Below are 20,229 nucleotides of genomic sequence, written 5' to 3'. Positions count from 1 at the left end.
GAAAGCGGTAGGAAAGGAAGCGGGACATCCCACCCGTTTGGGAGGGCTGATTCAGGGCGGGTCCACGCGGCGCAGGCAGCGGCGGTCCAGCCGCCGTCCGCTCAGCCGCCGTCGGACTGGCGCCGCCCCAGCACGCTCAGGTCCACGCGGCGCTGCGGCGCGGTCCACACCCACGGGTGCACCACGGCCAGCAGGCGCGGCGCAGGTAGCCGGTATGGTTCCGGCGGCGGCGCAGAGGCCAGCGGGACCGGCGCCGGTGGCGACGGAGCCGGCCGGGCTTCCGGCAGCGCCGGCGCGACCCGGCCCGCCGACAGGCGTGCCCCCACATCCGGCGCGGGCACCGGCGTGCCCAGCAGCACGGCCAGCAGCGACATGAGCGTCAGCAGCCCAGGCCACGCATGCAGGTGCACCTGCCACGCACGGACGGAAGACGGCAGACGGTTCAAAGCGCCGCAGCATACCAGACCCGCGCCCTGTCCCGATCCCACCCGCACACCATGCGCGCCCCAGGTCTTCAGCCCTGGCCCTGGTCGTTAGCGGCCCCTTAACACGTTCTGGGCAGACTGCCGGTGTGGCCGAGCTCCGGAGTCAGCCACGCGCCGCACCACACCCCCATCTACCCGCCCGGCCTCGCCGCGCCCGCCGTCTCGTGAACGGCCCGCGCCGCACCCCGGACCTCCACCCAACCAGCACGGAGCGTGACCCCATGAAGAACCGACTGAAACGCCTGCCCCTGATCGCCCTGGCCGCCCTGCCCCTGACCGTGGGCCTCGTATTCGCCCAGCAGGGCAGCGTCAGCACCGCCGACACCACTGGCACTGACATCGCCGCCCAGGCGCCGCAGCGCGTGAAACCCACCCAGCCCGGCCAGATCCAGAAGGGCCAGACCCAGCGCGGACAGACGCAGGGCCAGGCGGACCGCGCCACTCGCAGCGGCACCAACTACACTGACACTTTCATCAAGAACCTCGCAGCGCAGCTGAACACCACCCCCGGCAAGCTCCAGGCCGCCGCTCTGAAGGCCGGAACGACCACCATTGACGCCGCCGTGAAGGCCGGGGACATCCCCGCCGACCGCGCCGCCGACATGAAAACGCGCCTCGCGGAGAACCCCTTCGCGTTCGGCGGCCGTGGCCCCGCCGGCCGCGGCGACCATGGACCCCGTGACGGCGGCGGCCCCCGTGGCGGCGACGGTCGGTGTGGCCCGCGCGGTCAGCAGCCCGGCGCTCCGGCCGGCAGCGCGGATCAGGGCAGCACCGGCCAGGGCCGTGTCAATCAGGGCAGCGCCGCTGGCAGTGATACCACCCGCGGCACCTGAACCCCGCACCCTGATCCCTCCAGAAGCCCCCCGTCCCCGTGGCGGGGGGGTGGTCATGTGAGGCGCCCACGCCGTCAGCGGGCAGGCACAATCGGTAGGGTGACTGCCTTTACCCTCAAGACCGCCCGCGTCCCGTCCGGACTGGGTGTTCGCTGGCTGGCGTGCTGGCTGCTGCTGACCCTCCTGAGCTGGTACGGCGTGACCCTGACGCCCCTGGCGCGGCGGCTGGCGGGCGAGACCGGACCGCCCCTGACGGGCAGGACTCTCAACTCACCCTGACCGGCCAGGAGGACGGCGTTCCCTTCACCGTGACCCTGGAACCCGCGCCCGCCCGCAACACCCGCCTGCGTGACGATCACTGGCGACTGTTCGTCCCGCCTGCCGCGAACGAGTGAAGGCCACAAAGGAAGCCGGAACCCCACGCGGAGGTTCCGGCCTTTACGGTGAAGCTCAGTTCTGCTCGACTTCCACCATCTCGCTGGCTTCGATGATGTCGCCTTCCATCACGTCGTTCCAGTCCACGTTGATACCGCACTCATAGCCGGTCTGCACTTCGCGGACGTCGTCCTTGAAGCGCTTGAGGCCCACGATGGTGCCCTCGTACACGACCTGCTTGCCGCGCGTGACCTTGGCTTTCGCGTTGCGTTTCAGGCTGCCGTCCGTGACGTACGAACCGGCGATGGTGCCGCTCTTGGGGTGCTTGATCAGCATGCGGACCTCGGCGCGGCCCAGGTACTTCTCCTCGAATACGGGTTCCACGTTGCCCTTGATCAGGCGGTCAACCTCATCGATAAGTTCGTAGATGATCCGGAAGGACTTGATGTCCACGTCCTTGCTGTCCGCAACTTTCTTCACGCCGCCCGAGGCAGTCACGCTGAAGCACAGGATGGTCGCCTCGGCGGTGCTGGCCAGCAGCACGTCACCCTCGGTGGGCGCGCCGATTCCGGCGAGCATCACGTTGATCTTGACATCCTCGCTTTCCTTGCGGGCCAGGATGCCCTGGATCGCCTCGACGCTGCCCTGCGTGTCGGCGCGCAGGATCAGGTTCACGGTGCGCACGCTGCCGAGCGGCCCCATCATCTCTTCGAGGGTCAGGCGGCGCTGCACGCGGGCGTTCTCGGCGTCACGGCGGTCACTGGCGCGCGCGGCGACGATCTCGCGGGCGGCGTGCTCGTTCTTGGCGCTCTGGACTTTCTCGCCGCTGTTGGGCACCTCGCTGAAGCCCAGGACCTGCACGGGCGTGCTGGGTCCGGCTTCCTTGATGCGCGCGCCGTTACTGTCGGTCATGGCCTTGATCTTGCCGTAGTTCTCACCGACGACCAGGAAGTCGCTGACGTGCAGCGTGCCTTCCTGCACCATGACGGTTGCCAGAACGCCCGCCTGCTTATCGACCTTGCCCTCGATGATCACGCCACCGAAAGTCCCGTTGGGGTCGGCGCGCAGGTCCTCGAGTTCGGCCGTCAGGCTGATGTACTCCAGCAGGTCCTCGACCCCCTCGCCGGTCTTGGCGGAGACAGGCACGACCACGAGGTCGCCGCCGTACTCTTCGGGCACGAGGTTCAGCTGGGTCAGGTCGGTCTTCACGCGGTCCGGGTCGGCCTGCGGCAGGTCCACCTTGTTGATGGCGATCAGCATGGGCACCTTGGCAGCCTGCGCGTGCGCGATGGCCTCGCGCGTCTGGGGCATCAGGCTGTCGTCGGCGGCAATCACGATGATTGCGATGTCCGCGACGTTCGCGCCGCGCGCACGGATGGTCGTGAACGCCTCGTGGCCGGGCGTGTCGATGAACACGATCTTGCCCTTGCTGGTTTGCGCCTCGAAGGCCCCGACGTGCTGGGTGATACCCCCGGCTTCCTTGGCGGCGACCTTGGTTTTGCGGATGTAATCCAGCAGGCTGGTCTTCCCGTGGTCCACGTGACCCATGATCGTCACGACCGGCGCGCGGTGCGGCACTTCCCCGCCAGAGGCGGGTGCGGCGGCCTGCGCGGCGGGCGCGGCACTGTCGGCTGCGTCATTTGCCGGAGTGCTCCTCTCAGGCGTGGCGGCGGTCTGCGTGGTCGCCTCGCTGGCCGGCGCGGCTTCCTCGGCGAGCATTTCCTTGATCAGGACCACGGTTTCTTCCTCGATGGTGCTGCTGACGCTCTTGTACGAGACGCCCAGACCGTCGAGCAGTTCCAGCATCTTGGCATTCTCGACACCAAGGTCCTTGGCGAGGGTATAAATTCGAACTTTCGACATGCTCACCTCCGGTGAGACCCGTCACGGCCCCTGGGGGGCAGCGTGCGGGGTTGATTCGTTTGAAGCGGCTGTGGCGGCTGAGGAGGCTGGTGCGGCGTGGCCGACTCCGTTCCCCGTCCAGAACGCGCGGGGGCGGCCGTGACCAGACGGGGCTCCCCGCCGCAAGGTGTCAGCGCCGTTGTCAGGGCGGCCGCCACCTGCGGGGCCTGCGCGCCGAAGGCGCGGCGCAGGCGGCGGTCCTGCCAGCACTCCGGCGTGTCGCTGCACACGTACGCGCCGCGCCCGGCCCGGTGCCCCGTGCTGAGGCTCCACACGCCGTCCACCCGCGTCAAGCGCGTGAACGCCGACTGGGGCCGCCTGCGGCGGCACGCCACGCAGGTCCGTTCCGGCGTGTGCCGGTTCTGCGCTTGCTGGCCCTGCGCGTGCCGGTTCTGCGCTTGCTGGTCTGGGGCGTGGGTGGGAGCGGGGGAGACCGTCAACACTTACTCCTGAACGTCGTCGGGGCTGGCGACCGCGACCGACTTGCTGTCCTTGAACAGCGCGTCGAACGCGGACTGGGCAGTGCCGCTGTCGCGACCTTCCTGCTCGTCGGCCAGCGCCTGCTGCATCGCGGCGTCCAGGTCGCTGATCGCGGCCGTTTCGCGCAGGTCGATCTTGAACCCGGTCAGCTTGGCAGCCAGGCGCACGTTCTGCCCGCCCTTACCGATCGCCAGGGACAGCTGGTCGGGCGTGACGGTCACGGTCGCCTCGCGCCGGTCGGGCAGCACCTCGATCAGACCCACCTTGGCGGGCGACAGGGCGTTACGGATGAAATCGCGGGTGTTCGCGTCCCACAGGATCACGTCCACGCGCTCGCGGCCCAGTTCGCCGGTCACGGCCTGAATGCGGTTGCCCCGGTGACCGATGCACGCACCGATGGGATCCACGTTGCTGTTATGAGAGAACACCGCGACCTTGCTGCGCTGACCGGCCTCACGGCTGATCGCCTTAACTTCCACGATGCCGTTGGCGACCTCGGGAATCTCCTGCCTCAGCAGGTAATCCAGCAGGCGTTCGTCGGCGCGGCTGGCCAGGATGGTCGGGCCCTTGGGGGTCTTGCGGACCTCTTTCAGGTAGATCTTCACGCGGTTGCCCGGCGTGAGTTTCTCGCCCGGAATCTGCTCGCGGGGCGGCAGGATCGCCTCGCCGGCCCCCAGTTCCACGAACCAGTTGCCCTTGTTGTCACTGCGGACCACCTGCGCGGTCAGCACCTGACCCTCGCGGTCCTTGTACTCGTTGAACACCACGTTGCGTTCCGTTTCACGCATCTTCTGCGTCAGGGTCTGCTTCGCGGCCTGCAGGGCGATCCGCGAGAACTTCTCACGGTCCACGGGGAACTCCATCTCCATGCCGACTTCCACGCCGGGATCGAGTTCCAGCGCGTCGGCCAGAGAGATCTGCATGTGCTCGTCCTCGATCTTCTCCACGACCTCACGCACCACGAGCACTTCCAGCTCGCCGCTCTGCGGGTCCAGGTGAACTTCGATGCGCTTTTCCGGCTCCACGTTGCGGGTGTACGCCTGTGCGAGCGACTGCTCGAACGCCTCGATCAGCTGCATCTCGTTGATGTTACGGGCCTGCGCCACTTCACGCAGGGCGTCGGCAAAGTTGAATTCTGGCTGGGTCATCTCACTCTTTTCCTTTACTAGAATCCGGGCGGGCCGCCCGTGGCAGACCCCGCCCGAGTTAACGGTGGCGGTCCGGGAACTCCGCGAGGTTCGCCTGGAACGACCCGGCCCTCAGGGTCACGCGCTCACCAGCCACATCGAACGAGATCATCTCGCCGTCCACTGCCGCGATCGGGGCGGTGAAGGCCTGACCCTCACCACGCACGCGGGCCTTGAGGCCCAGCATCCGCTCGAAGTGGCGCGCACGCGTCAGCGGCCGCTTGCTCCCGGGCGACTCGAACTCCAGGCGGTACTCGCCGGCGATAGGGTCCACCCGGTCGAACTCGGCTTCCGACGCGCGGCTGGCCTTCGTCAGGTCCTCCACGGTCACGGGCTGCTCGTCCAGACGGTCGATGCGGACCAGCACAATCGGCTGCCCACCCAGATTCTGCACCTGCACTTCCAGAACCTCGAACCCCAGCGGGGTCAGGGCGGTCTGCGCGATCTGCATCAATTGATTGTTACTTCCGTTGTTATTCATATTGTGTCGGCCGGGAACCAGCCTGGAAACCACCCCCTCCACGAAAAAAGGTGGGTTGCCACCCACCCCTCGTTCGAGGAATTACCCACCCAGTATACCCGAACACCCACCTGCCGCGCGCCTCCGCTCACAATGGGGCGTGACCGCCCCCCTTGCAACGCCGCCCGCCGCCCCGTAAGATGTCAGGCCGCAGCGGGCGGTTAGCTCAGCGGTAGAGCGCTCGCCTTACACGCGATTGGTCGGGGGTTCAAATCCCTCACCGCCCACCACATACAGCGTCTCCGGACATTCCATCCGGGGACGCTGCTTTCGTGTACGAGCAGGGGGCGCGACTGGTCCGTAGATCCTGGTTGTCGGCGAAACTGACGCAGTGCGTATCACTCCATTTCCAGCAGCGCGCGGTGCGCCAGCCCCCGCCCGGAGGCGAGCTGCCACGCGGCGCGGGTGTCGCCCCGCGTGACGGCCCCCATGAACTTCGGGTCGGCACCCAGGGTGGTCAGCAGCCAGAAGTCCCCCCAGACCTCTATGCCCCACTCCTGGCGCATGGCGCGGGCGGCGGCCACCCAGATGGGTTCGGACAGGTGCTCCAGCGGCGCAATGAAGTGCAGTTCGCCGTCGGTGCCGGGCGTGCGGGCCACCTCGCGGCGGTACTCGGCCTGCTCACGGCGCGTCATGCGTTCCAGGCTGCCGCTCTCGCAGTACGTGGCGGGGAAGGCGCTGAAGGTGTCGCGGCAGCGGGTGGGGCGCGCCGCGTACTGACTGCACCCGCCGGTCTCGCGGTTCAGAATCGGGCAGTACCCGACCTCGTCGCGGTGGCGCTGCACGTATTGCTCGTCGCTGCGCGCGGTGCGGGCGTTGGCGACGGCGGCGCGCGCGTGCGCCTCTACCGCGCGGGCCTGCTCGGGGTTCAGGGCGGCCGTCATGATCAGCGCCTCGGCCAGACTGACGCGGATGGGCATGTTGCAGCACGCGAAGCAACCCGCGCCGCAGAACACCTGGCCGCCCTGCTGCGTGTAGCGGCCGAGCCAGCGCGAGGCCTGCTGCTCGTACCGGGCGTACCCGTGCCGGACCGGGTCGGTCACGTTGGAATGGGAGGTGGGTGAGGCGTCCGTCATGGCGCGCAGCGTAGCGCGGGTATACTACGCGTACCGTGTTCCGACGCTCCCGCACCCCGCCCCCGGCCACAGGCAGTCCCGACCCGCGCAAGACCGGCATCTCGGTGTCTGGTGGGCGGCTGGACCTGACCCTAGTGGCCGCCGGGTATCCGGCCGACCTGATGGGCGGCGCCCTGAGTGGCCTGCGCGCCTTGATGCGGCCGCGCGTGCTGTCCGGCGGCACCCGCGGACTGTCCGGGCAGAATGGCCCAGAGCTGGCCGCGCTGCTGGACCTGGACCGCTGCGACCTGCGGGACGCGACCGTGTCGCTCGTCGTGCCTCACCACCGTGAACCCTGGGTCGGTCAGGGCGAAGCCGGCAGGCGGGCAGGCGAGGTCATCACGCCGTATGCCCGTAGCGGGGCCGTTACAAACGCGTTCGTGCGGGTGGGCGGCCTGGAACGCCTGAAACCGCAGGGCGGCAGGAACGGGGGCGCCCGGCTGATGGGCCTGCTGGAGAAACGGCCCCGGTGATCACGCCGCGTGCGCAAGCCCCCGCCGCCCGGAGTGCCTGTTGACCCCCAGACGCCCCCAAATCGGCGGGGAACCCACCCCGCGCTTCCCGGTTCTCGAAGCCCGCTTCGGGACCCTGACCCCCATGGACGCGGGCATGCAGAGCCGCGTGTACGTCACGCCGGACGACGTGATCGTGAAGGTCTACCGCAACCACCAGGGTGACCACTGCACCGAGGCCGACAACCTGCGCCGGGCTGGCCTGGGCGACTGGGTGATCGACGCGCTCGAGGCTGACGGGGTCGAGGCGCTGATCATGAAACGCTTTCCCGGCCACCCGCTGCGGCCATCTGACGTGACGCGCGCCGTGCCCGCCCTGCGCGGCGTGCTGAGCGAACTGCACCGCGAGCAACGCGGCCGCGTGGACCTGCGCCGCGTGCGCGAACGCCTGCAACGCTTCCGCAGCGCCCTGGCCGCCTATCCGCTCGAAGACCTGTTCGACGCGGTCGAAATTCCGCTCGAACGCGGGTTGCTGGATCAGCCGGCGTCGTTCTGCCACCTGGACTTGTGGCAGGACAACATCCTGATCACCGACCCGCCCGCCCCCGAACGCCTGCTGGTGATCGACTGGACCAAGAGCGCCTGGGACGACCCGCTGCGTGACCTGGCCCTGCTGAAGACCGGCACGCTGGACCTGCTGCCCCCCGATCAGAGCCTGCGCCTGGCTCTGGAATTCCTGCCGGACCACGCGCCCGCCACCCTGACCCGCTACCGCGCGTACCTGGCCATGACGGCCCTGCATGACCTGTACTGGCTGCTGATGAACGAACCGTACGAATTCGACGGCCAGCGCGCCCAGAAGGTCCCGCGTGCCTACCACGCCCTGGCCCGCCTGCCCGCCCTGCCCTGAACGAGGCAGTCGGCATCTTTATTGCGGTCGCTGCACTGACCGGCGCGGCACCGGGTGAACGGCATCCGGCCTGAGGGGCGCCCGGAGCCGGTATCGTGAGCGGCATGGTCACTGTCGTCACCCATCCCCTGGTTCAGCACAAGCTCTCGGTCATGCGTGACGTCCGAACGGGCGTCAAGGAGTTCCGGGAACTGGCGGGCGAGGTCAGCCTGCTGCTGGCCTACGAGGCCATGCGCGACCTGGAAACCGTGCCCGGGACCATCCAGACGCCCATCACGCAGGCCGAGTTCCCCATGCTGAGCGGCAAGAAACTGGCACTGGTCGCCATTCTGCGCGCCGGGCTGATCATGACCGACGCGATTGTGCAGCTGGTTCCGGCCGCCAAGGTCGGGCACATCGGCCTGTACCGTGACCCGCAGACCCTCCAGCCGGTCGCGTACTACAACAAGCTGCCTTCGGATATCGCCGAGCGCCGCGTGTTCCTGACCGACCCCATGCTCGCCACGGGGGGCAGTGCCGCGGCCGCCATCGACCGCCTGAAGGAGGCCGGCGCGACCAGCATTAAACTGATGTGCGTCCTGGCGGCGCCCGAGGGGATCGCCGTGATCGAACGCGAGCACCCGGACGTGGAGATCGTCGTGGCCGCCGTGGACACCCACCTAAACGACCACGGCTACATCGTGCCGGGCTTGGGTGACGCGGGGGACCGCATCTACGGCACCAAATAAGTTCCCGGGACCGTCAGGCCGGGCCGGGGTGGTCATCCCAAAGAGGGTTGAACACCCAACTCTCCCGGCTCAGGCTGAGCCTGTCCGCCCGTTCCCGCCGAATTTTCTGGCCTCTTTTCGCCCTCTGTCTCCGGTCCGCGCGGACCCGGCGCCCTGCTTTCACCTCCAGGCGGAGCTTGCACCGGGAGTCGTCGGAACCTGACCGGAAGCCGTGACCGGGCCGTCACCCGGCCGTCATCTACAATCGGGGCCTTTATGGATTCTTTGCAGGCACTTGCTTCTCAATTCGGTATTGCCAGTCCGTCCGGGCGAGGCTTTCTCAGCGTGCTGGTCACGTTCTTCACCGCGTGGCTGTTCACGTGGGCGTTCATTCCGCGCCTGCGGGAGTTCGCCATCCGGGTCGGCTGGGCGGACCAGCCCAACGAACGCCGCCTGAACAAGGAACCGCTGCCCAACGCGGGGGGGCTGGCCATCTACGGCGGGTTCCTGGTGAGCATCATCGTCGCGTGGGCGCTGCGGCCCATCGCGGTGGACATCGTGAACATTCAGGTGCTCGCCATTCTGCTGGGCGGGTCCCTGCTGGTCCTGGTGGGCTTCATTGACGATCAGTACGGCCTGACGCCGCTGTCACGCCTGCTGGTGCAGACCCTGGCCGCCGCGCTGCTCCTGGTCAACGACCTGCGCATCGACTTTAACGCCATTGGGTTCCTGCCGGTCGTGTCCGAACCGCTCGGCACGGTCCTGGGGAGCCTGATGACCATCGTGTGGGTCCTGGCCCTCACGAACGCCGTGAACCTGCTCGACGGCGTGGACGGAGTGGTGGGCGGCGTGGCGTTCGTGGCGAGCTTCGTGCTGCTGGCGACCGCCGCGCAGTTCCCGGACCGCGCGGCCGCCGTGGTTCTGCTCGCCGGCCTGTCCGGCGCGGCCCTGGGGTACCTGCGGCACAACTTCAACCCCAGCCGGATCCTCATGGGAGACGCGGGCAGCACCCTGTTCGGGTACACGCTGGCCGCCGTGAGCCTGCTGGGCACGCTGAAATTCAGTGCCGGGGCCAGCCTGCTCGTGCCGCTGATCGTGCTGGCCCTGCCGCTGCTGGACACCACCCAGGTCGTGATCGGCCGGCTGGCGCGCGGCATCCGCAACCCGCTGGGACACCCTGACAAGACCCACATTCACCACCGCGTCCTGGCCCGCACGGACAGCGCGCGCCGCACCGCCGTGATCCTGTGGCTGGTCGCGCTGACCTGCGGCGCCCTGGGCATGAGCCTGCAGGGACTGCCGCCCACCGTGATCGGCGCAACGATCCTGGTCGTGCTGGTCTGCCTGGTGTTCGTGGCGTACCGCCGCGTGCGCGCCCACCAACGCGAGCAGGCCACCCCCCCGCAGGCCACCACCGGGCAGGCCAGCCGCACCGATTCCAGTGAGGTAAACTGACATGACCCACTCCACCGATCCTCAGGCCGCAGTCCCCAGCCGTGACTTCACGGTCGTGCTGGCCTTCGGCACCCGCCCCGAGGCGACCAAGATGGCTCCCGTCTACCGCGCCCTTGAGGACACGCCGGGCCTGCGCCCCCTGATCCTGTCCACCGGGCAGCAGCGGCAGATGCTGGACGCCGCGCTGGGCGTCTTCTCGCTCACGCCGGACCGCGACCTGAACGTCATGACCGACCGGCAGACCCTGGCGGACCTCACGGCCCGCATCGTCCCGCAGGCCGGGCGCACCCTGCGCGAGATGGGCGCCGACATGGTCCTGGTGCACGGCGACACCAGCACCAGCTTCTGCGTGGCCCTCAGCGCCTTCTACGAGGGCATCCCGGTCGGGCATGTCGAGGCCGGGTTGCGTAGCGGTAACCTGCGAGAACCCTTCCCCGAGGAAGCCAACCGCCGCCTGACCGGCGTGCTGTCCACCCTGGATTTTGCGCCCACGAACGGCAGCCGCGACAACCTGCGCCGCGAGGGCAAAAGTGACCACGGCATCTTCGTGACCGGCCAGACCGCCGTGGACGCCGTCCGTGAGGTCGCCGGGCGCGTTCCGCTGCGCCCCGAGTGGCAGGCGCGTGTGGACGCCGCTCAGCCCCTCGTGACCGTCACCATGCACCGCCGCGAGAACCAGCCCATGATGCGCGAGATGGCCCAGGCCCTGGCCCGCGTGGCGCAGGCGCACCCGGACCATCACTTCATCTACCCCGTGCACCTCTCGCCCGCCGTGCAGGAAGCCGTGCGGCCCGCGCTGGAAGGCGTGCCGAACTTCGAACTGACCGAACCGCTCGACTACAGCGACATGGCCCCCCTGATGGCCGCCTCGCGCCTGCTCGCCACTGACAGCGGCGGCCTTCAGGAGGAAGGCGCAGCGCTGGGCGTGCCGGTCGCGGTCCTGCGTAACGTCACGGAACGCCCGGAAGGAGTCGAGGCCGGTGTGCTGAGACTCGCCGGGAACGACCCCGCGCAGCTCGAAACGGTCCTGCGTGACCTGCTGGGCAGCGAGGCTGAACTGGCTCGGATGCGCGAGTCCCGTAACCCCTACGGGGATGGTCAGGCCGCCGGACGGATCGCCCGCGCCACCGCGTGGCATTTCGGGCTTCAGGACCGCCCGGCCGACTGGGAATAGAGCGGCTCTCTGGACGGAGGCACCGGGGGAACGGGATTCCCGGTGCCTCCCTTCTGGTTGGTGCCGGGCGCCGTGGCCGCCCGCCCCTGCCGCCTTCCACGAGCAGAGGTGCGTCGTGCTCCATGCCTTATGCTGGTCGCCTGTGACTCCTGAAGGCAACCCACCCGCCACGCACGCCCCCCCACACCTGGCGGTGGTGCTCAACCCGAACGCCGGGGGCGGCCTCGCGCTGCGCTCCTGGCCGCGCCTGGAACGCGAACTGCACGCCCGGCACCTGAGCCACGAACTGATCCGCGAACCCAGCGGCGAGGCGGCGCTGGCGCGGCTGCGGGCGCTTGCGCCCGGCACGGCCGTCATGGCGGTCGGCGGGGACGGCACGGTCGGTGCGCTCCTCCCGGCGCTGGTCGGCACGGGTCGGCCCCTGGCGGTCATGCCGCTGGGGACCGGGAACGATTTCGCGGGCCTGCTGGGCCTGCGCCCCGGGGCGTTCGCCGAGGCCCTCGACCGCCTGAACTACCAGCCGCGCGCCGTGGACGCCCTGCGCGTGACCATCCGCCAGGGGGACGGCGCGGGTCGCAGCCACCTGCTCCTGAACGGCCTGGGCATGGGCTTTGATTCCGACGTGACGGCGAACATGACCCGCGCGCCCGCCCGGCTGCGCGGCTTCGTCCGTTACGCGTGGGCGGCGGTCACCTCCATCCACGAACTGAAGCTCACGAACGTCACGGTGAGCGCCGACGGGCAGCCCGTGTACGCCGGGCCCAGCGGCGTCGTGGCCGTCATGAACGGCACCCGTTACGGCGGCGGGTTCCTGATCAGCCCGGACAGCGACCTGCGTGACGGGCAGGTGAACGTCGTCGCGGGCGGCGACATGAACCGCCGACAACTCACGGCCCTGATGCTGCGCGTCCTGCGGGGCCGCCACCTGAACCACCCGCGCGTTCACACCCGCGCCGCCCGGCAGGTCACGGTCCGCTGGGACGCGCCGGTGCGCGTGCACCTCGACGGCGACCTGCACGGCCGCGTGACCGAGGTGCACGTCGAGACCCTTCCCGGCGCCGTGCACCTCCTGAACGCCTGAGGGAAGGGGTGATGGTGAATGGGTGATGGGTGATGGAGCGCCGCGCTGGCCTCCATCACCCATCAACTTTCAACCCACTCAGGGCGTTACTTCAGTTTGGCGAGGGTCGCCTTGGCGGCTTCCAGGTCGCGTTTCTCCCAGAAGGTGTTCGCGGGAATGCTGATGGCCTTCTGGAGTTGCGTGGCGGCGTCGGCCTTGCGGCCCTGGAGGATCAGGGCGTTGGCGTACTCGATGCGGTGGATGGCCACGTCGGGTTCCAGGCTGATGGCCTTCTCGAAGTTCGGGATGATCTGGTTCTTGTCGGCGCCGCTGGCCCGCACGGCGATAAAGCCCTTGGCGTCCAGGGTGGCATTCCAGAGTCCCAGCGCGACGTACGATCCGGCGAGCTTCGGGTCGAGCTTGATGGCCGTGTCGAGGTTCTTCTTCACTTCGCCGGCCAGACCGAGGCTCTGCAGGATCCCGGAGAACTGCGCGAGGCGGCCCTGGGCGCGCGCCGTCTCGAAGTACGCATCGGCGTTGTTCTTGTCCTTGGCGATGGCCTGCTTGGCGAGGCCCTGCGCTTTTTCGAACAGCGCCTTTTTCTGGTTGTCGGGCACCAGCGCGGAGCCGAACGTGGTCGCCTTGGCGGCCAGCGCGAATCCTTCGCTGCTGTTCAGGGCGGCGGCGGCAGCGGCGGCCTCCTGCCACTTGCCTTGGTCGAACAGGCTGGTGGCAGCCTGCACGGACTGAGCAGACGCGGTGACGCTAAGGGCGAGGGCGGCCGTAATGATGATTGAACGCATGAACTTCCTCCAGTGAGGTGGTGCTGTGAATTTAATGCTGTCGCGAAGTATACACATCCGCCCAGCCCGAATGCTGACGAGCCCGTCAGGTACGGCGCGCCTGTCTTTTCCTGTACTGGGTGCATGTGTCCGGGCGGATGCGCTAGGCTCCGTGGCGACATGGACTGGAAGGCCGTACTCGCTGACCTGCGCGCCCACCTCCCCCCCGGCGGGGGGGGGCAGGCGCGCGGCAGCCTGCGCTGGCTCGAAGGCCAGATGCGCAGCAGCGGCGCCAGCCCCAGCAGCGTACGGAACATCATCTACCGCGATATCGGCACGCCCGCCGACCGGGCAGCGCTGCGGGCCATCCTGACCGAACTGGCCCGCGAGACCGGCCGTCCCCTGCCGGACTCGCCGGACCCCGCCGCGCCGACCCCCGTGCCGGATGAACTGGACCTGCTGGGCCGCAGCAAGAAACGCGCGTACCGGCAGTTCCTGGCGGGGGTGCGCGCGGGCCGCGCTCCGAAACTGATCGTGTCCGGCCGGGCCGGGGCGGGGAAGACTGTGCTGCTGTCGCACGTGGCGCGCACCCTGGCTGCGCAGGGCGTACCGGTGCGGCAACTGTTCCTGTCGGGCGAGGCGGCCGGCACGCTTCAGGCCCCCGCGCCGGCCGGGTCGTCGTTCGCGGCGCTGGCGCAGGCGCAACTGGACGCCGCGCGGCAGGCCCTGCCGGTCAGCGGGACGCTGCTGGTGCACGTCGCACGGGACCTGACCCTGCACGGCGGTCCGCCCCGGTTGCCCGGCGGTCAGCCGGTAGACCCCGCCACCTGGGCCGTCAGGACCCTGCTGGAGCGGGCCTCGGCGGGTGTGGCGGTCCTGCTGGCCGTCGAGGGGGACGCCCCGGTTGACGTGCCGTGCGAGGTGATCGAACTGCGCCCCCCCACGACCGCCGAGGCCCGCGAGTACCTGATGACCCGCCTGGGCATCCCGCGCGCCGAGGCCGAGCGGCTGGTCCGCGAGACGGGTCGTCACCTGGATCGCCTGACGCTGCTGGCCAGTCTCAGCGGGGACGACGTGAGCCCCGCCGCCCTGCTGGGCGACCCGGACTCCCGGCGGCTGACCGAGGCGACCGCCGCCCTGCATGCCGCGGGCTGGCCCGCCCTGACTCCCTGGCCCGACGCGCTGCTGGGCACCCTGCTGGGCGGGCCGCCCTCCGCGCTGCCGCCGCACGCGCGGGCGCTGCTGCGCGGCTCGGCCGACCTGGGCTGGAAGCCGGCCCCGGTCCTGAGTGCCGCGTGGCCTGTCGTGGCCCGCGCCGCCCTGGTGCCGTTCCTGCGCGCGCTGGCCAGCGCGCCCGGCGCGGCGGGCCAGTACCGACTGGGCGCGCTGGCCGCCCTGAACGACTGGACGGCGCTGGCCGCGCACGTCACCGCCCACCCGGACGATATCCGTCACCTGCCGCCGCTGTGGCCGGCGCTGCGGGCCGCTCCGACCGGCCCGGACCGCGAAACGCTGGCCCGCGCGGTCGTCACGCACCACGCCGGGCGCGGCGAGTACAACGAGCCACGCGCCCGTGACGCCCTGTTCACCCTGATGGAATCCTCCCGCGATCCCGTGCGCGCCTGGGCCCGCGTGAAACTCGCCGAGAGCAGTCTCGAAAGTGGGAACATGGACGCCGCCCGCACCCAGCTGGAGCACCCGGACGTGACCGCCATGACCGCGCAGACGGCAGCCCTGGACCCCTGGACGGTCGCCGCGCAGGCCGACGCACTGCTGGTGCAGGCCGCGCTGGCCCGCTGGCAGGGTGACCTGGAAACCGCGACCCGCGCTGCCAGCGACCCCCGCGCCGCCCACGGAGGCCCCCGCGCACTGCTGTGGCGCGGCCTGATCGCCAAGGACGCCGGCCGCTGGCCCGAGGCGCTGGACGCCCTGCGGGCCGTCCCGGATTCCAGCCCGCTGCTGTCGGCCCGCGCCCGCTACCAGCAGGGCGACCTGCATCTGCGCCTGGGCCAGCCGGCCGCCGCACTGGACGCCCTGCTGGACGCCGCGCGCCGCATGGAGGCCGCCGGGGGCAGCGCCGAGGAGGTCTCGCGCATCCTGGCCCGCACCGCCACCGCGCAGCGCCGCCTGGGCCGCGCCGACGACGCCTGGATTCAACTGAGGGGCGCGCTGGACCTCGTTCCGGCTGATGACCGCCGTCACGTGGACGGCGTGCCCCGCGCCCGCCTGCTCTCGGAGGGCGTGCCGATCCTGCTGGCCCTGGGCCGCCACGACGAGGCCCTGGCGCAGGCCGTGCGGGCGCTGGACCTGCTGGGCCGCAGCGACGTACGCCCCGCCGAGGCCCGGTACCGCGAGCGCCGCACCCGCTACCGCGTGGCCCTGACGTACCTGACACGCGGGCTGGGCCGTCCGTACCTGCAACCCCTGCGCGGCCCGTCGCGCGACCACCCGGATCTCGCGCAGGCCCGCGCCATCCTTGACGACCTGCTGAGTCCCGGCCACCCGCCAGCTGCGGGTGCAGAGCGGGTGGGTTCAGAGCCGCCGATTGCAGCGCCTCCAGGTTCAGCGCCGCCACGCGGTGACCGGGAAGCCATGCTGCTCTTCGACATGCTGCTCAGCCGCGCCCTGGCCGAACCGGAACGCGGCGCGGCCCTGAGGTTTACCGGTCGGGCGCTCGACATGGCCGCCCACGCCTACGAGGAAGCTCAGGCGCGCGCCATGAGTGCCGAGGTGCAGCTGCGCGGTGACGGCGCGCCGGGCGGCGCGGCCCTGCCCGACCTGAACCGCGCCCACGCCCTGCTGCGCCGCGTGCACTCGGGTCTGGGCGGCACGCACACCCCGGACCCCGGCCTGCACGCCCAGCTGCTGGCCCTGGAAGCCCGCGCCAGCATCCTGGAAGGCGCGCCCACCCTGCGCTGGCTGGCCGACGAACTGCGCGCCCCGGCCCTCGCGGCCTTCCGGGGCGGCGTGTGGCGCGAAGCCGCCCAGGCCCTGGAAGCCGTGCATCCCGACCCCGCGGGCGTGCTACGTGAACTGGGCGTGCCGTTCGAGACTGGACTGACGCGCGTCTCGGACGCCCTGCGCCTGCATCACGCCGACCCTGCCTGAACGCCGCGGCGGCGGGCTGTGGACGGTGGCCCGGCCCGGACGTGCAGCGGGCGGGTTCAGAAGTGGGTATGCTGTGCGGCGTGAGTACCAGTGAACCGCAGGCCGGGGGCCGCGCTGCTGTCCGCCTGTTGCAGGGTTACGTGTGGCATCCGCAGGAGGCCGACATCGAACTTGAACATTACCTGCCGCACGAGCTTGACCTGACCCAGGGCACCGCCGAGGATGAGGAGGCCGCGCACGTCCTGTGGGACGGCGTGACTCCACCGTTCGCGTTCTTCGAGAACGGCGAACCGACCGCCTCGCAGGCGTTCTACCAGTTCACGGTGCTGCGCGTGTACGGCGAGAGGCCCGACAACGACGCCCTGCACGACGACGCCAGCGCGGCCAGTCAACTGCTGGAGCCGCTGCTGAACGGCACGCCCGAAGGCTTCGGCTGGCAACTCTGGGAGGACCTGCGCGACCTATGACCCGGACACCTAGGACCCGGACACCTATGAACCGGACTCCGTCTATTTCATTCGCGCCCTGCCCAGGCACCGGCTTGCCAACGCCGCGCCCGGAAGCCGCCGCCCCTGAACCCGCATCCGCCCGGATGGGGCAGTGGGTACACGCTATTTTGCCGGAGTGCGTATGAGTGCGTCCCTGGACTGGTTCGACCTGCGCGTGGAGGGTGACCCGCACCCGCGCCGCTTCGATTCGGCCGCGTCCGCGCGGGTGTACCTGCTGCGCGTGGAACGCCTGAGCGAGGAGGCGGCCGACGAGCTGCTGATCGCCGGCGAGGTGCATCCGCCGCTGTCACGCCGCTCGCTGGAACTGCGGCCCCTGCACCGCGAATGACCCCGGACGCCGCCGCCGAAACCACCGGGGACGTGCAGAGCACTCCGGGCCCCGTCGTGGCGATTCCCGTGTACGCCGGGGTCAGTGAACTGGACCTGGGCGTCATGATGACCGTGTGCCGCCTGTGCGGCGGCGAGGGCGCGGCCCTGACCGTGAACCGCTCGCGGGCCAGTATCGTCACGGCGGGCGGGCTGGTCAGCACGCCGCATGTGCTGTACGCAGCGCTGCCGGAACCGGCGGGCCTGCTGCTGCCCGGTGGCCCCGGCGCTGCGCGCGCTGCGCGGGACCCGCTGCTGCGTGCCTTCCTGTCGGGGCACGCGGCCCTGCCGACCGGCGCTTCGGGCAGCGGGGCGCTGCTGTGCGGCGAGGCGGGCACCCTGACCGGGCGCGTGGTGGGCGGTCCGGCCGACTTGAGCGACACGCTGTGGGGGTTTGGCGTGGCGGGCGTGCAGGCCGGGCAGGTCGTGACCGACGGAACGTTGATGACCACGCCGCCGGGCCTCCCTGCCCTGCAAGCGGCGCTTCATGTGGCCGCGCACGTGTGGGGCGAGCAGGCCGCCGCGCAGGCCGCAGAGCAGATCGGGTACCGGCCCGGCTGATCCCGGTCCGCCTGAATACCGGCCTGCGCGCGTTCGTCTGTCAGGCGAACCGGGCGCGGGTGATACGCTGGAGGCATGGATCAGGCCGCGTTTGACCGTTACCTTGCGCTGCGGGCCGAGGTCGCCCGTCACAACCGCGCGTACCACGAACTGGACACCCCGGACATCCCGGACAGCGAGTACGACGCACTGGCCCGCGAATTGCGCGCCCTGGAAACCGCGAACCCCGACTGGTCCGTCCGCGCCGCCGAAACGGACGGCAGCGAACTGAGTCCCGCTCAGGCCGTGGGCGGCGCGCCCGCCGGGGCCTTCGTGCCGGTCAACCACCCCACGCCCATGACCAGCCTCGACAACGCCTTCAGCGACGAGGAGCTGGGCGACTGGCGTGAGAAACTCGCCCGCGCCCTGAACCTCCCGGCCGATCACGACGACTTTACTTTCACGGGTGAACTGAAAATCGACGGCCTGAGCGTCAACCTGTACTACCTGAACGGCGAACTCCAGTGGGCCGCCACGCGCGGCAACGGCGTGACCGGCGAGATCGTGACCGCGCAGGTCGCCACCGTGCCCGGCATTCCCAAGAGCCTGCCCGGCCTGAGCGGCGAACTGGAGGTGCGCGGCGAGGTGTACATGAGCCGCGCGGACTTCGCGGCGTTTAACGAGCAGGCCGAGGAACTCGGGACGCCCCTGCTGAAAAACCCCCGCAACGGCGCGGCGGGTGCGCTGCGGCAGAAGGACCCGGAAGTGACCCGCACCCGCAACCTCCGCGCGGTCTTCTACTCGCTGGGCCGTCGTGACGGCGTGCCCGTCACCACGCAGGGCGAGGTGCTGGCGTGGCTGGCCGCGCAGGGCTTCCCGGTCAGCGCGTACAGCGAGACCCTGCGCGGCGTAAGCGCCGCCGCCGACTACCACGCCCGCATGACCGCCCAGCGCCAGAATTTCGAGTTCGACGCGGACGGCACGGTCCTGAAACTGGATCCGCTTCGCTTGCAGGAGGAAGCGGGCTTCACGAGCCGCGCGCCCCGCTGGGCGATTGCGTACAAGTTCCCGGTCGAGGAGGTCGAGACGATCCTGGAGGCCATCACCGTGAACGTGGGCCGCACCGGGAAACTCGCGCCGCTGGCGCACCTCGCGCCGCGCCTGATCGAGGGCAGCACGGTCAGCCGCGCCACGCTTCACAACGAGGACTTCATCCGTGACCTGGACCTGCGGATCGGGGATACGGTCGTGGTCCGTAAGTCAGGGGGCGTGATCCCGCAGATCATGCGCGTCCTGCACGAGAAACGCCCGGATGGCGCCCAGCCTTTCGTGTTTCCGGCCCACTGCCCCGAGTGCGGGCACGAGGTCAGCCGCGCCGACGGGGACGCGAACACCTACTGCCCGAACCCCGCGTGCCCCTCGCAGGCCTCCGAACGCATCCGGTACTTCGTGTCGCGCGGGGCGATGGACGTACGCGGGATCGGCGAGAAACTTGTCGCGCAACTCATCGAGACCGGACTGGTCCGCGACGCCTCGGACCTGTACGCCCTGACTGCCGAACAGCTCGCGGGCCTGGAGCGCGGCGGCGACAAGAAAGCGCAGAACATTCTCGCGCAGCTCGAAGCGAGCCGCACCCGGCCGCTGTGGCGACTCGTGAACGCGCTGGGCATGAGCCACGTGGGCGAACGCAACGCACAGGCACTGGCCCGCGCCTTCGGCACGCTGGACGCCCTGCTGGCTGCCACGCCCGAACAGATCGAGAACGTGCCCGGCCTGGGCGGCGTGATTTCCCAGAGCGTCACCGCGTCGCTGGCCGACCCGAGTATGCGCGGCGTGATCGCGAGGCTGCGCGCCCACGGCGTGAATCCGGCCGGGGAAGCGGTCACCCGCGGCGAGCAACTGCTGGGCCTGAACTTCGTGATCACCGGCACCCTGACCCGCCCGCGCGACGCCATCAAGGCGCAACTGGAGGCCGCCGGGGGCCGCGTGACCGGCAGCGTGACCGGCAAGACCAGCTTCCTGATCGCCGGGGAGGAGGCGGGCAGCAAACTGACCCGCGCGCAGGAACTCGGCGTGAGCGTCCTGACCGAAGCCGAACTGGCTGACCTGCTGCGCGACCGGGGCGTGACGGACGGGCCAGACGAAGGCGGGCCGGGCGCCACGGCCCCCTGAGCGCGCACAGGACCGGCCGGAAGCACGGCCGTTGCGTATAAACTGGGAGGGAATGGCGCGGGCCGGGCATCAGTGGCGGGCCGCGCGTGGAGGCAAC

The 20,229-nt window shown here is 70.3% G+C and carries 20 protein-coding genes and 1 tRNA gene; 14 read left to right on the top strand and 7 right to left on the bottom strand.

The genetic code is table 11. From position 1 onward, the window contains the following. Window positions 1-101 precede the first annotated feature (101 nt). Entirely contained in the window at window positions 102-446 is a 345-nt protein-coding gene (locus QZ271_RS00480) for a hypothetical protein (RefSeq protein ID WP_291427956.1), read from the bottom strand. A 260-nt stretch (window positions 447-706) separates the two neighbouring features. On the opposite strand from QZ271_RS00480, the gene QZ271_RS00475 reads away from it, so the two are divergent. Both QZ271_RS00475 and QZ271_RS00470 read left to right on the top strand, forming a co-directional pair. Next, entirely contained in the window at window positions 707-1,318 is a 612-nt protein-coding gene (locus QZ271_RS00475) for a hypothetical protein (protein ID WP_291427954.1), read from the top strand. A gap of 99 nt (window positions 1,319-1,417) precedes the next feature. Next, a complete protein-coding gene (locus tag QZ271_RS00470; protein ID WP_291427951.1) occupies window positions 1,418-1,597 on the top strand; it encodes a hypothetical protein in 180 nt (59 codons plus the stop codon). A 171-nt stretch (window positions 1,598-1,768) separates the two neighbouring features. Here QZ271_RS00470 and infB read toward each other — a convergent pair whose 3' ends face one another. The 4 genes from infB to rimP are packed head-to-tail and all read right to left on the bottom strand — an operon-like array spanning window position 1,769 to window position 5,743. Then, the gene (gene infB / locus QZ271_RS00465) at window positions 1,769-3,556 is read right to left on the bottom strand and encodes a translation initiation factor IF-2 (RefSeq protein ID WP_291427949.1); all 1,788 of its coding nucleotides are present in this window, start codon (window positions 3,554-3,556) and stop codon (window positions 1,769-1,771) included. Window positions 3,557-3,558: 2 nt separating this feature from the next. Continuing rightward, the gene (locus QZ271_RS00460; RefSeq protein WP_291427947.1) at window positions 3,559-4,038 is read right to left on the bottom strand and encodes a YlxR family protein; all 480 of its coding nucleotides are present in this window, start codon (window positions 4,036-4,038) and stop codon (window positions 3,559-3,561) included. Continuing rightward, a complete protein-coding gene (gene nusA / locus QZ271_RS00455) occupies window positions 4,039-5,223 on the bottom strand; it encodes a transcription termination factor NusA (RefSeq protein WP_291427946.1) in 1,185 nt (394 codons plus the stop codon). It abuts the gene before it with no gap. 58 nt (window positions 5,224-5,281) lie between these two features. Then, a complete protein-coding gene (rimP, locus tag QZ271_RS00450; protein ID WP_291427944.1) occupies window positions 5,282-5,743 on the bottom strand; it encodes a ribosome maturation factor RimP in 462 nt (153 codons plus the stop codon). A gap of 194 nt (window positions 5,744-5,937) precedes the next feature. Between rimP and QZ271_RS00445 the strand changes: the two genes are divergently transcribed. Beyond that, window positions 5,938-6,012: transfer RNA gene (locus QZ271_RS00445), tRNA-Val, on the top strand. Window positions 6,013-6,120: 108 nt separating this feature from the next. On the opposite strand, the gene QZ271_RS00440 is transcribed toward QZ271_RS00445, so the two are convergent. Continuing rightward, window positions 6,121-6,858: a YkgJ family cysteine cluster protein gene (locus tag QZ271_RS00440; protein ID WP_291427942.1), complete on the bottom strand. Its 738-nt coding sequence runs from the start codon at window positions 6,856-6,858 to the stop codon at window positions 6,121-6,123. Between the two features lie 35 nt (window positions 6,859-6,893). Here QZ271_RS00440 and QZ271_RS00435 point away from each other — a divergent pair, with 35 nt between their 5' ends. The 6 genes from QZ271_RS00435 to QZ271_RS00410 all read left to right on the top strand — a co-directional run bounded on the left by QZ271_RS00435 (window position 6,894) and on the right by QZ271_RS00410 (window position 12,676). After that, window positions 6,894-7,370 carry a hypothetical protein gene (locus QZ271_RS00435; protein WP_291427940.1) on the top strand — a complete coding sequence of 159 codons (477 nt, stop codon included), beginning with the start codon at window positions 6,894-6,896 and terminating at the stop codon, window positions 7,368-7,370. Window positions 7,371-7,410: 40 nt separating this feature from the next. Then, window positions 7,411-8,259, top strand: a complete 849-nt coding sequence (locus QZ271_RS00430; RefSeq protein ID WP_291427938.1) for a phosphotransferase — start codon at window positions 7,411-7,413, stop codon at window positions 8,257-8,259. Between the two features lie 104 nt (window positions 8,260-8,363). Next, window positions 8,364-8,987, top strand: a complete 624-nt coding sequence (upp, locus tag QZ271_RS00425) for a uracil phosphoribosyltransferase (protein WP_291427936.1) — start codon at window positions 8,364-8,366, stop codon at window positions 8,985-8,987. 255 nt (window positions 8,988-9,242) lie between these two features. Continuing rightward, window positions 9,243-10,421, top strand: a complete 1,179-nt coding sequence (locus tag QZ271_RS00420; protein WP_291427934.1) for an MraY family glycosyltransferase — start codon at window positions 9,243-9,245, stop codon at window positions 10,419-10,421. Window position 10,422: 1 nt separating this feature from the next. Next, window positions 10,423-11,595 (top strand): non-hydrolyzing UDP-N-acetylglucosamine 2-epimerase, encoded by a 1,173-nt coding sequence (wecB, locus tag QZ271_RS00415; RefSeq protein WP_291427932.1) that lies wholly within the window; start codon window positions 10,423-10,425, stop codon window positions 11,593-11,595. 142 nt (window positions 11,596-11,737) lie between these two features. Beyond that, window positions 11,738-12,676 carry a diacylglycerol kinase family protein gene (locus tag QZ271_RS00410; RefSeq protein ID WP_291427930.1) on the top strand — a complete coding sequence of 313 codons (939 nt, stop codon included), beginning with the start codon at window positions 11,738-11,740 and terminating at the stop codon, window positions 12,674-12,676. Between the two features lie 86 nt (window positions 12,677-12,762). Here the strand turns inward: QZ271_RS00410 and QZ271_RS00405 are convergent, their stop codons facing one another. Beyond that, window positions 12,763-13,458, bottom strand: coding sequence for a hypothetical protein (locus QZ271_RS00405; RefSeq protein WP_291427928.1), 696 nt, complete (start codon window positions 13,456-13,458; stop codon window positions 12,763-12,765). Between the two features lie 159 nt (window positions 13,459-13,617). On the opposite strand from QZ271_RS00405, the gene QZ271_RS00400 reads away from it, so the two are divergent. The 5 genes from QZ271_RS00400 to ligA all read left to right on the top strand — a co-directional run bounded on the left by QZ271_RS00400 (window position 13,618) and on the right by ligA (window position 20,132). Further along, window positions 13,618-16,545 carry a hypothetical protein gene (locus QZ271_RS00400; RefSeq protein WP_291427926.1) on the top strand — a complete coding sequence of 976 codons (2,928 nt, stop codon included), beginning with the start codon at window positions 13,618-13,620 and terminating at the stop codon, window positions 16,543-16,545. A gap of 80 nt (window positions 16,546-16,625) precedes the next feature. Next, window positions 16,626-17,012 (top strand): DUF3208 domain-containing protein, encoded by a 387-nt coding sequence (locus QZ271_RS00395; protein WP_291427924.1) that lies wholly within the window; start codon window positions 16,626-16,628, stop codon window positions 17,010-17,012. A 163-nt stretch (window positions 17,013-17,175) separates the two neighbouring features. Then, window positions 17,176-17,382: a hypothetical protein gene (locus QZ271_RS00390; protein ID WP_291427922.1), complete on the top strand. Its 207-nt coding sequence runs from the start codon at window positions 17,176-17,178 to the stop codon at window positions 17,380-17,382. Next, a complete protein-coding gene (locus QZ271_RS00385; RefSeq protein ID WP_291427920.1) occupies window positions 17,379-17,981 on the top strand; it encodes a transcriptional regulator in 603 nt (200 codons plus the stop codon). Before QZ271_RS00390 ends, QZ271_RS00385 begins: the two co-directional genes overlap by 4 nt. Before the next feature lie 75 nt (window positions 17,982-18,056). Beyond that, window positions 18,057-20,132 carry an NAD-dependent DNA ligase LigA gene (ligA, locus tag QZ271_RS00380; RefSeq protein ID WP_291427919.1) on the top strand — a complete coding sequence of 692 codons (2,076 nt, stop codon included), beginning with the start codon at window positions 18,057-18,059 and terminating at the stop codon, window positions 20,130-20,132. The last annotated feature ends 97 nt before the right edge of the window (window positions 20,133-20,229 follow it).

Origin of the sequence: Deinococcus sp., assembly GCF_018260555.1 — a bacterium.
GTDB lineage: Bacteria > Deinococcota > Deinococci > Deinococcales > Deinococcaceae > Deinococcus.
This window is presented reverse-complemented; position numbering and strand designations above follow the sequence as displayed.

Bases quoted from the DNA above. Each gene is read 5' to 3' on its own strand.
- ligA (WP_291427919.1), top strand. From the start codon at position 18,057: ATGGATCAGGCCGCGTTTGACCGTTACCTTGCGCTGCGGGCCGAGGTC.
- infB (WP_291427949.1), bottom strand. From the start codon at position 3,556: ATGTCGAAAGTTCGAATTTATACCCTCGCCAAGGACCTTGGTGTCGAG.
- QZ271_RS00440 (WP_291427942.1), bottom strand. From the start codon at position 6,858: ATGACGGACGCCTCACCCACCTCCCATTCCAACGTGACCGACCCGGTC.
- QZ271_RS00475 (WP_291427954.1), top strand. From the start codon at position 707: ATGAAGAACCGACTGAAACGCCTGCCCCTGATCGCCCTGGCCGCCCTG.
- QZ271_RS00420 (WP_291427934.1), top strand. From the start codon at position 9,243: ATGGATTCTTTGCAGGCACTTGCTTCTCAATTCGGTATTGCCAGTCCG.
- nusA (WP_291427946.1), bottom strand. From the start codon at position 5,223: ATGACCCAGCCAGAATTCAACTTTGCCGACGCCCTGCGTGAAGTGGCG.
- QZ271_RS00400 (WP_291427926.1), top strand. From the start codon at position 13,618: ATGGACTGGAAGGCCGTACTCGCTGACCTGCGCGCCCACCTCCCCCCC.
- QZ271_RS00390 (WP_291427922.1), top strand. From the start codon at position 17,176: ATGAGTGCGTCCCTGGACTGGTTCGACCTGCGCGTGGAGGGTGACCCG.
- wecB (WP_291427932.1), top strand. From the start codon at position 10,423: ATGACCCACTCCACCGATCCTCAGGCCGCAGTCCCCAGCCGTGACTTC.
- QZ271_RS00385 (WP_291427920.1), top strand. From the start codon at position 17,379: ATGACCCCGGACGCCGCCGCCGAAACCACCGGGGACGTGCAGAGCACT.
- upp (WP_291427936.1), top strand. From the start codon at position 8,364: ATGGTCACTGTCGTCACCCATCCCCTGGTTCAGCACAAGCTCTCGGTC.
- rimP (WP_291427944.1), bottom strand. From the start codon at position 5,743: ATGAATAACAACGGAAGTAACAATCAATTGATGCAGATCGCGCAGACC.
- QZ271_RS00405 (WP_291427928.1), bottom strand. From the start codon at position 13,458: ATGCGTTCAATCATCATTACGGCCGCCCTCGCCCTTAGCGTCACCGCG.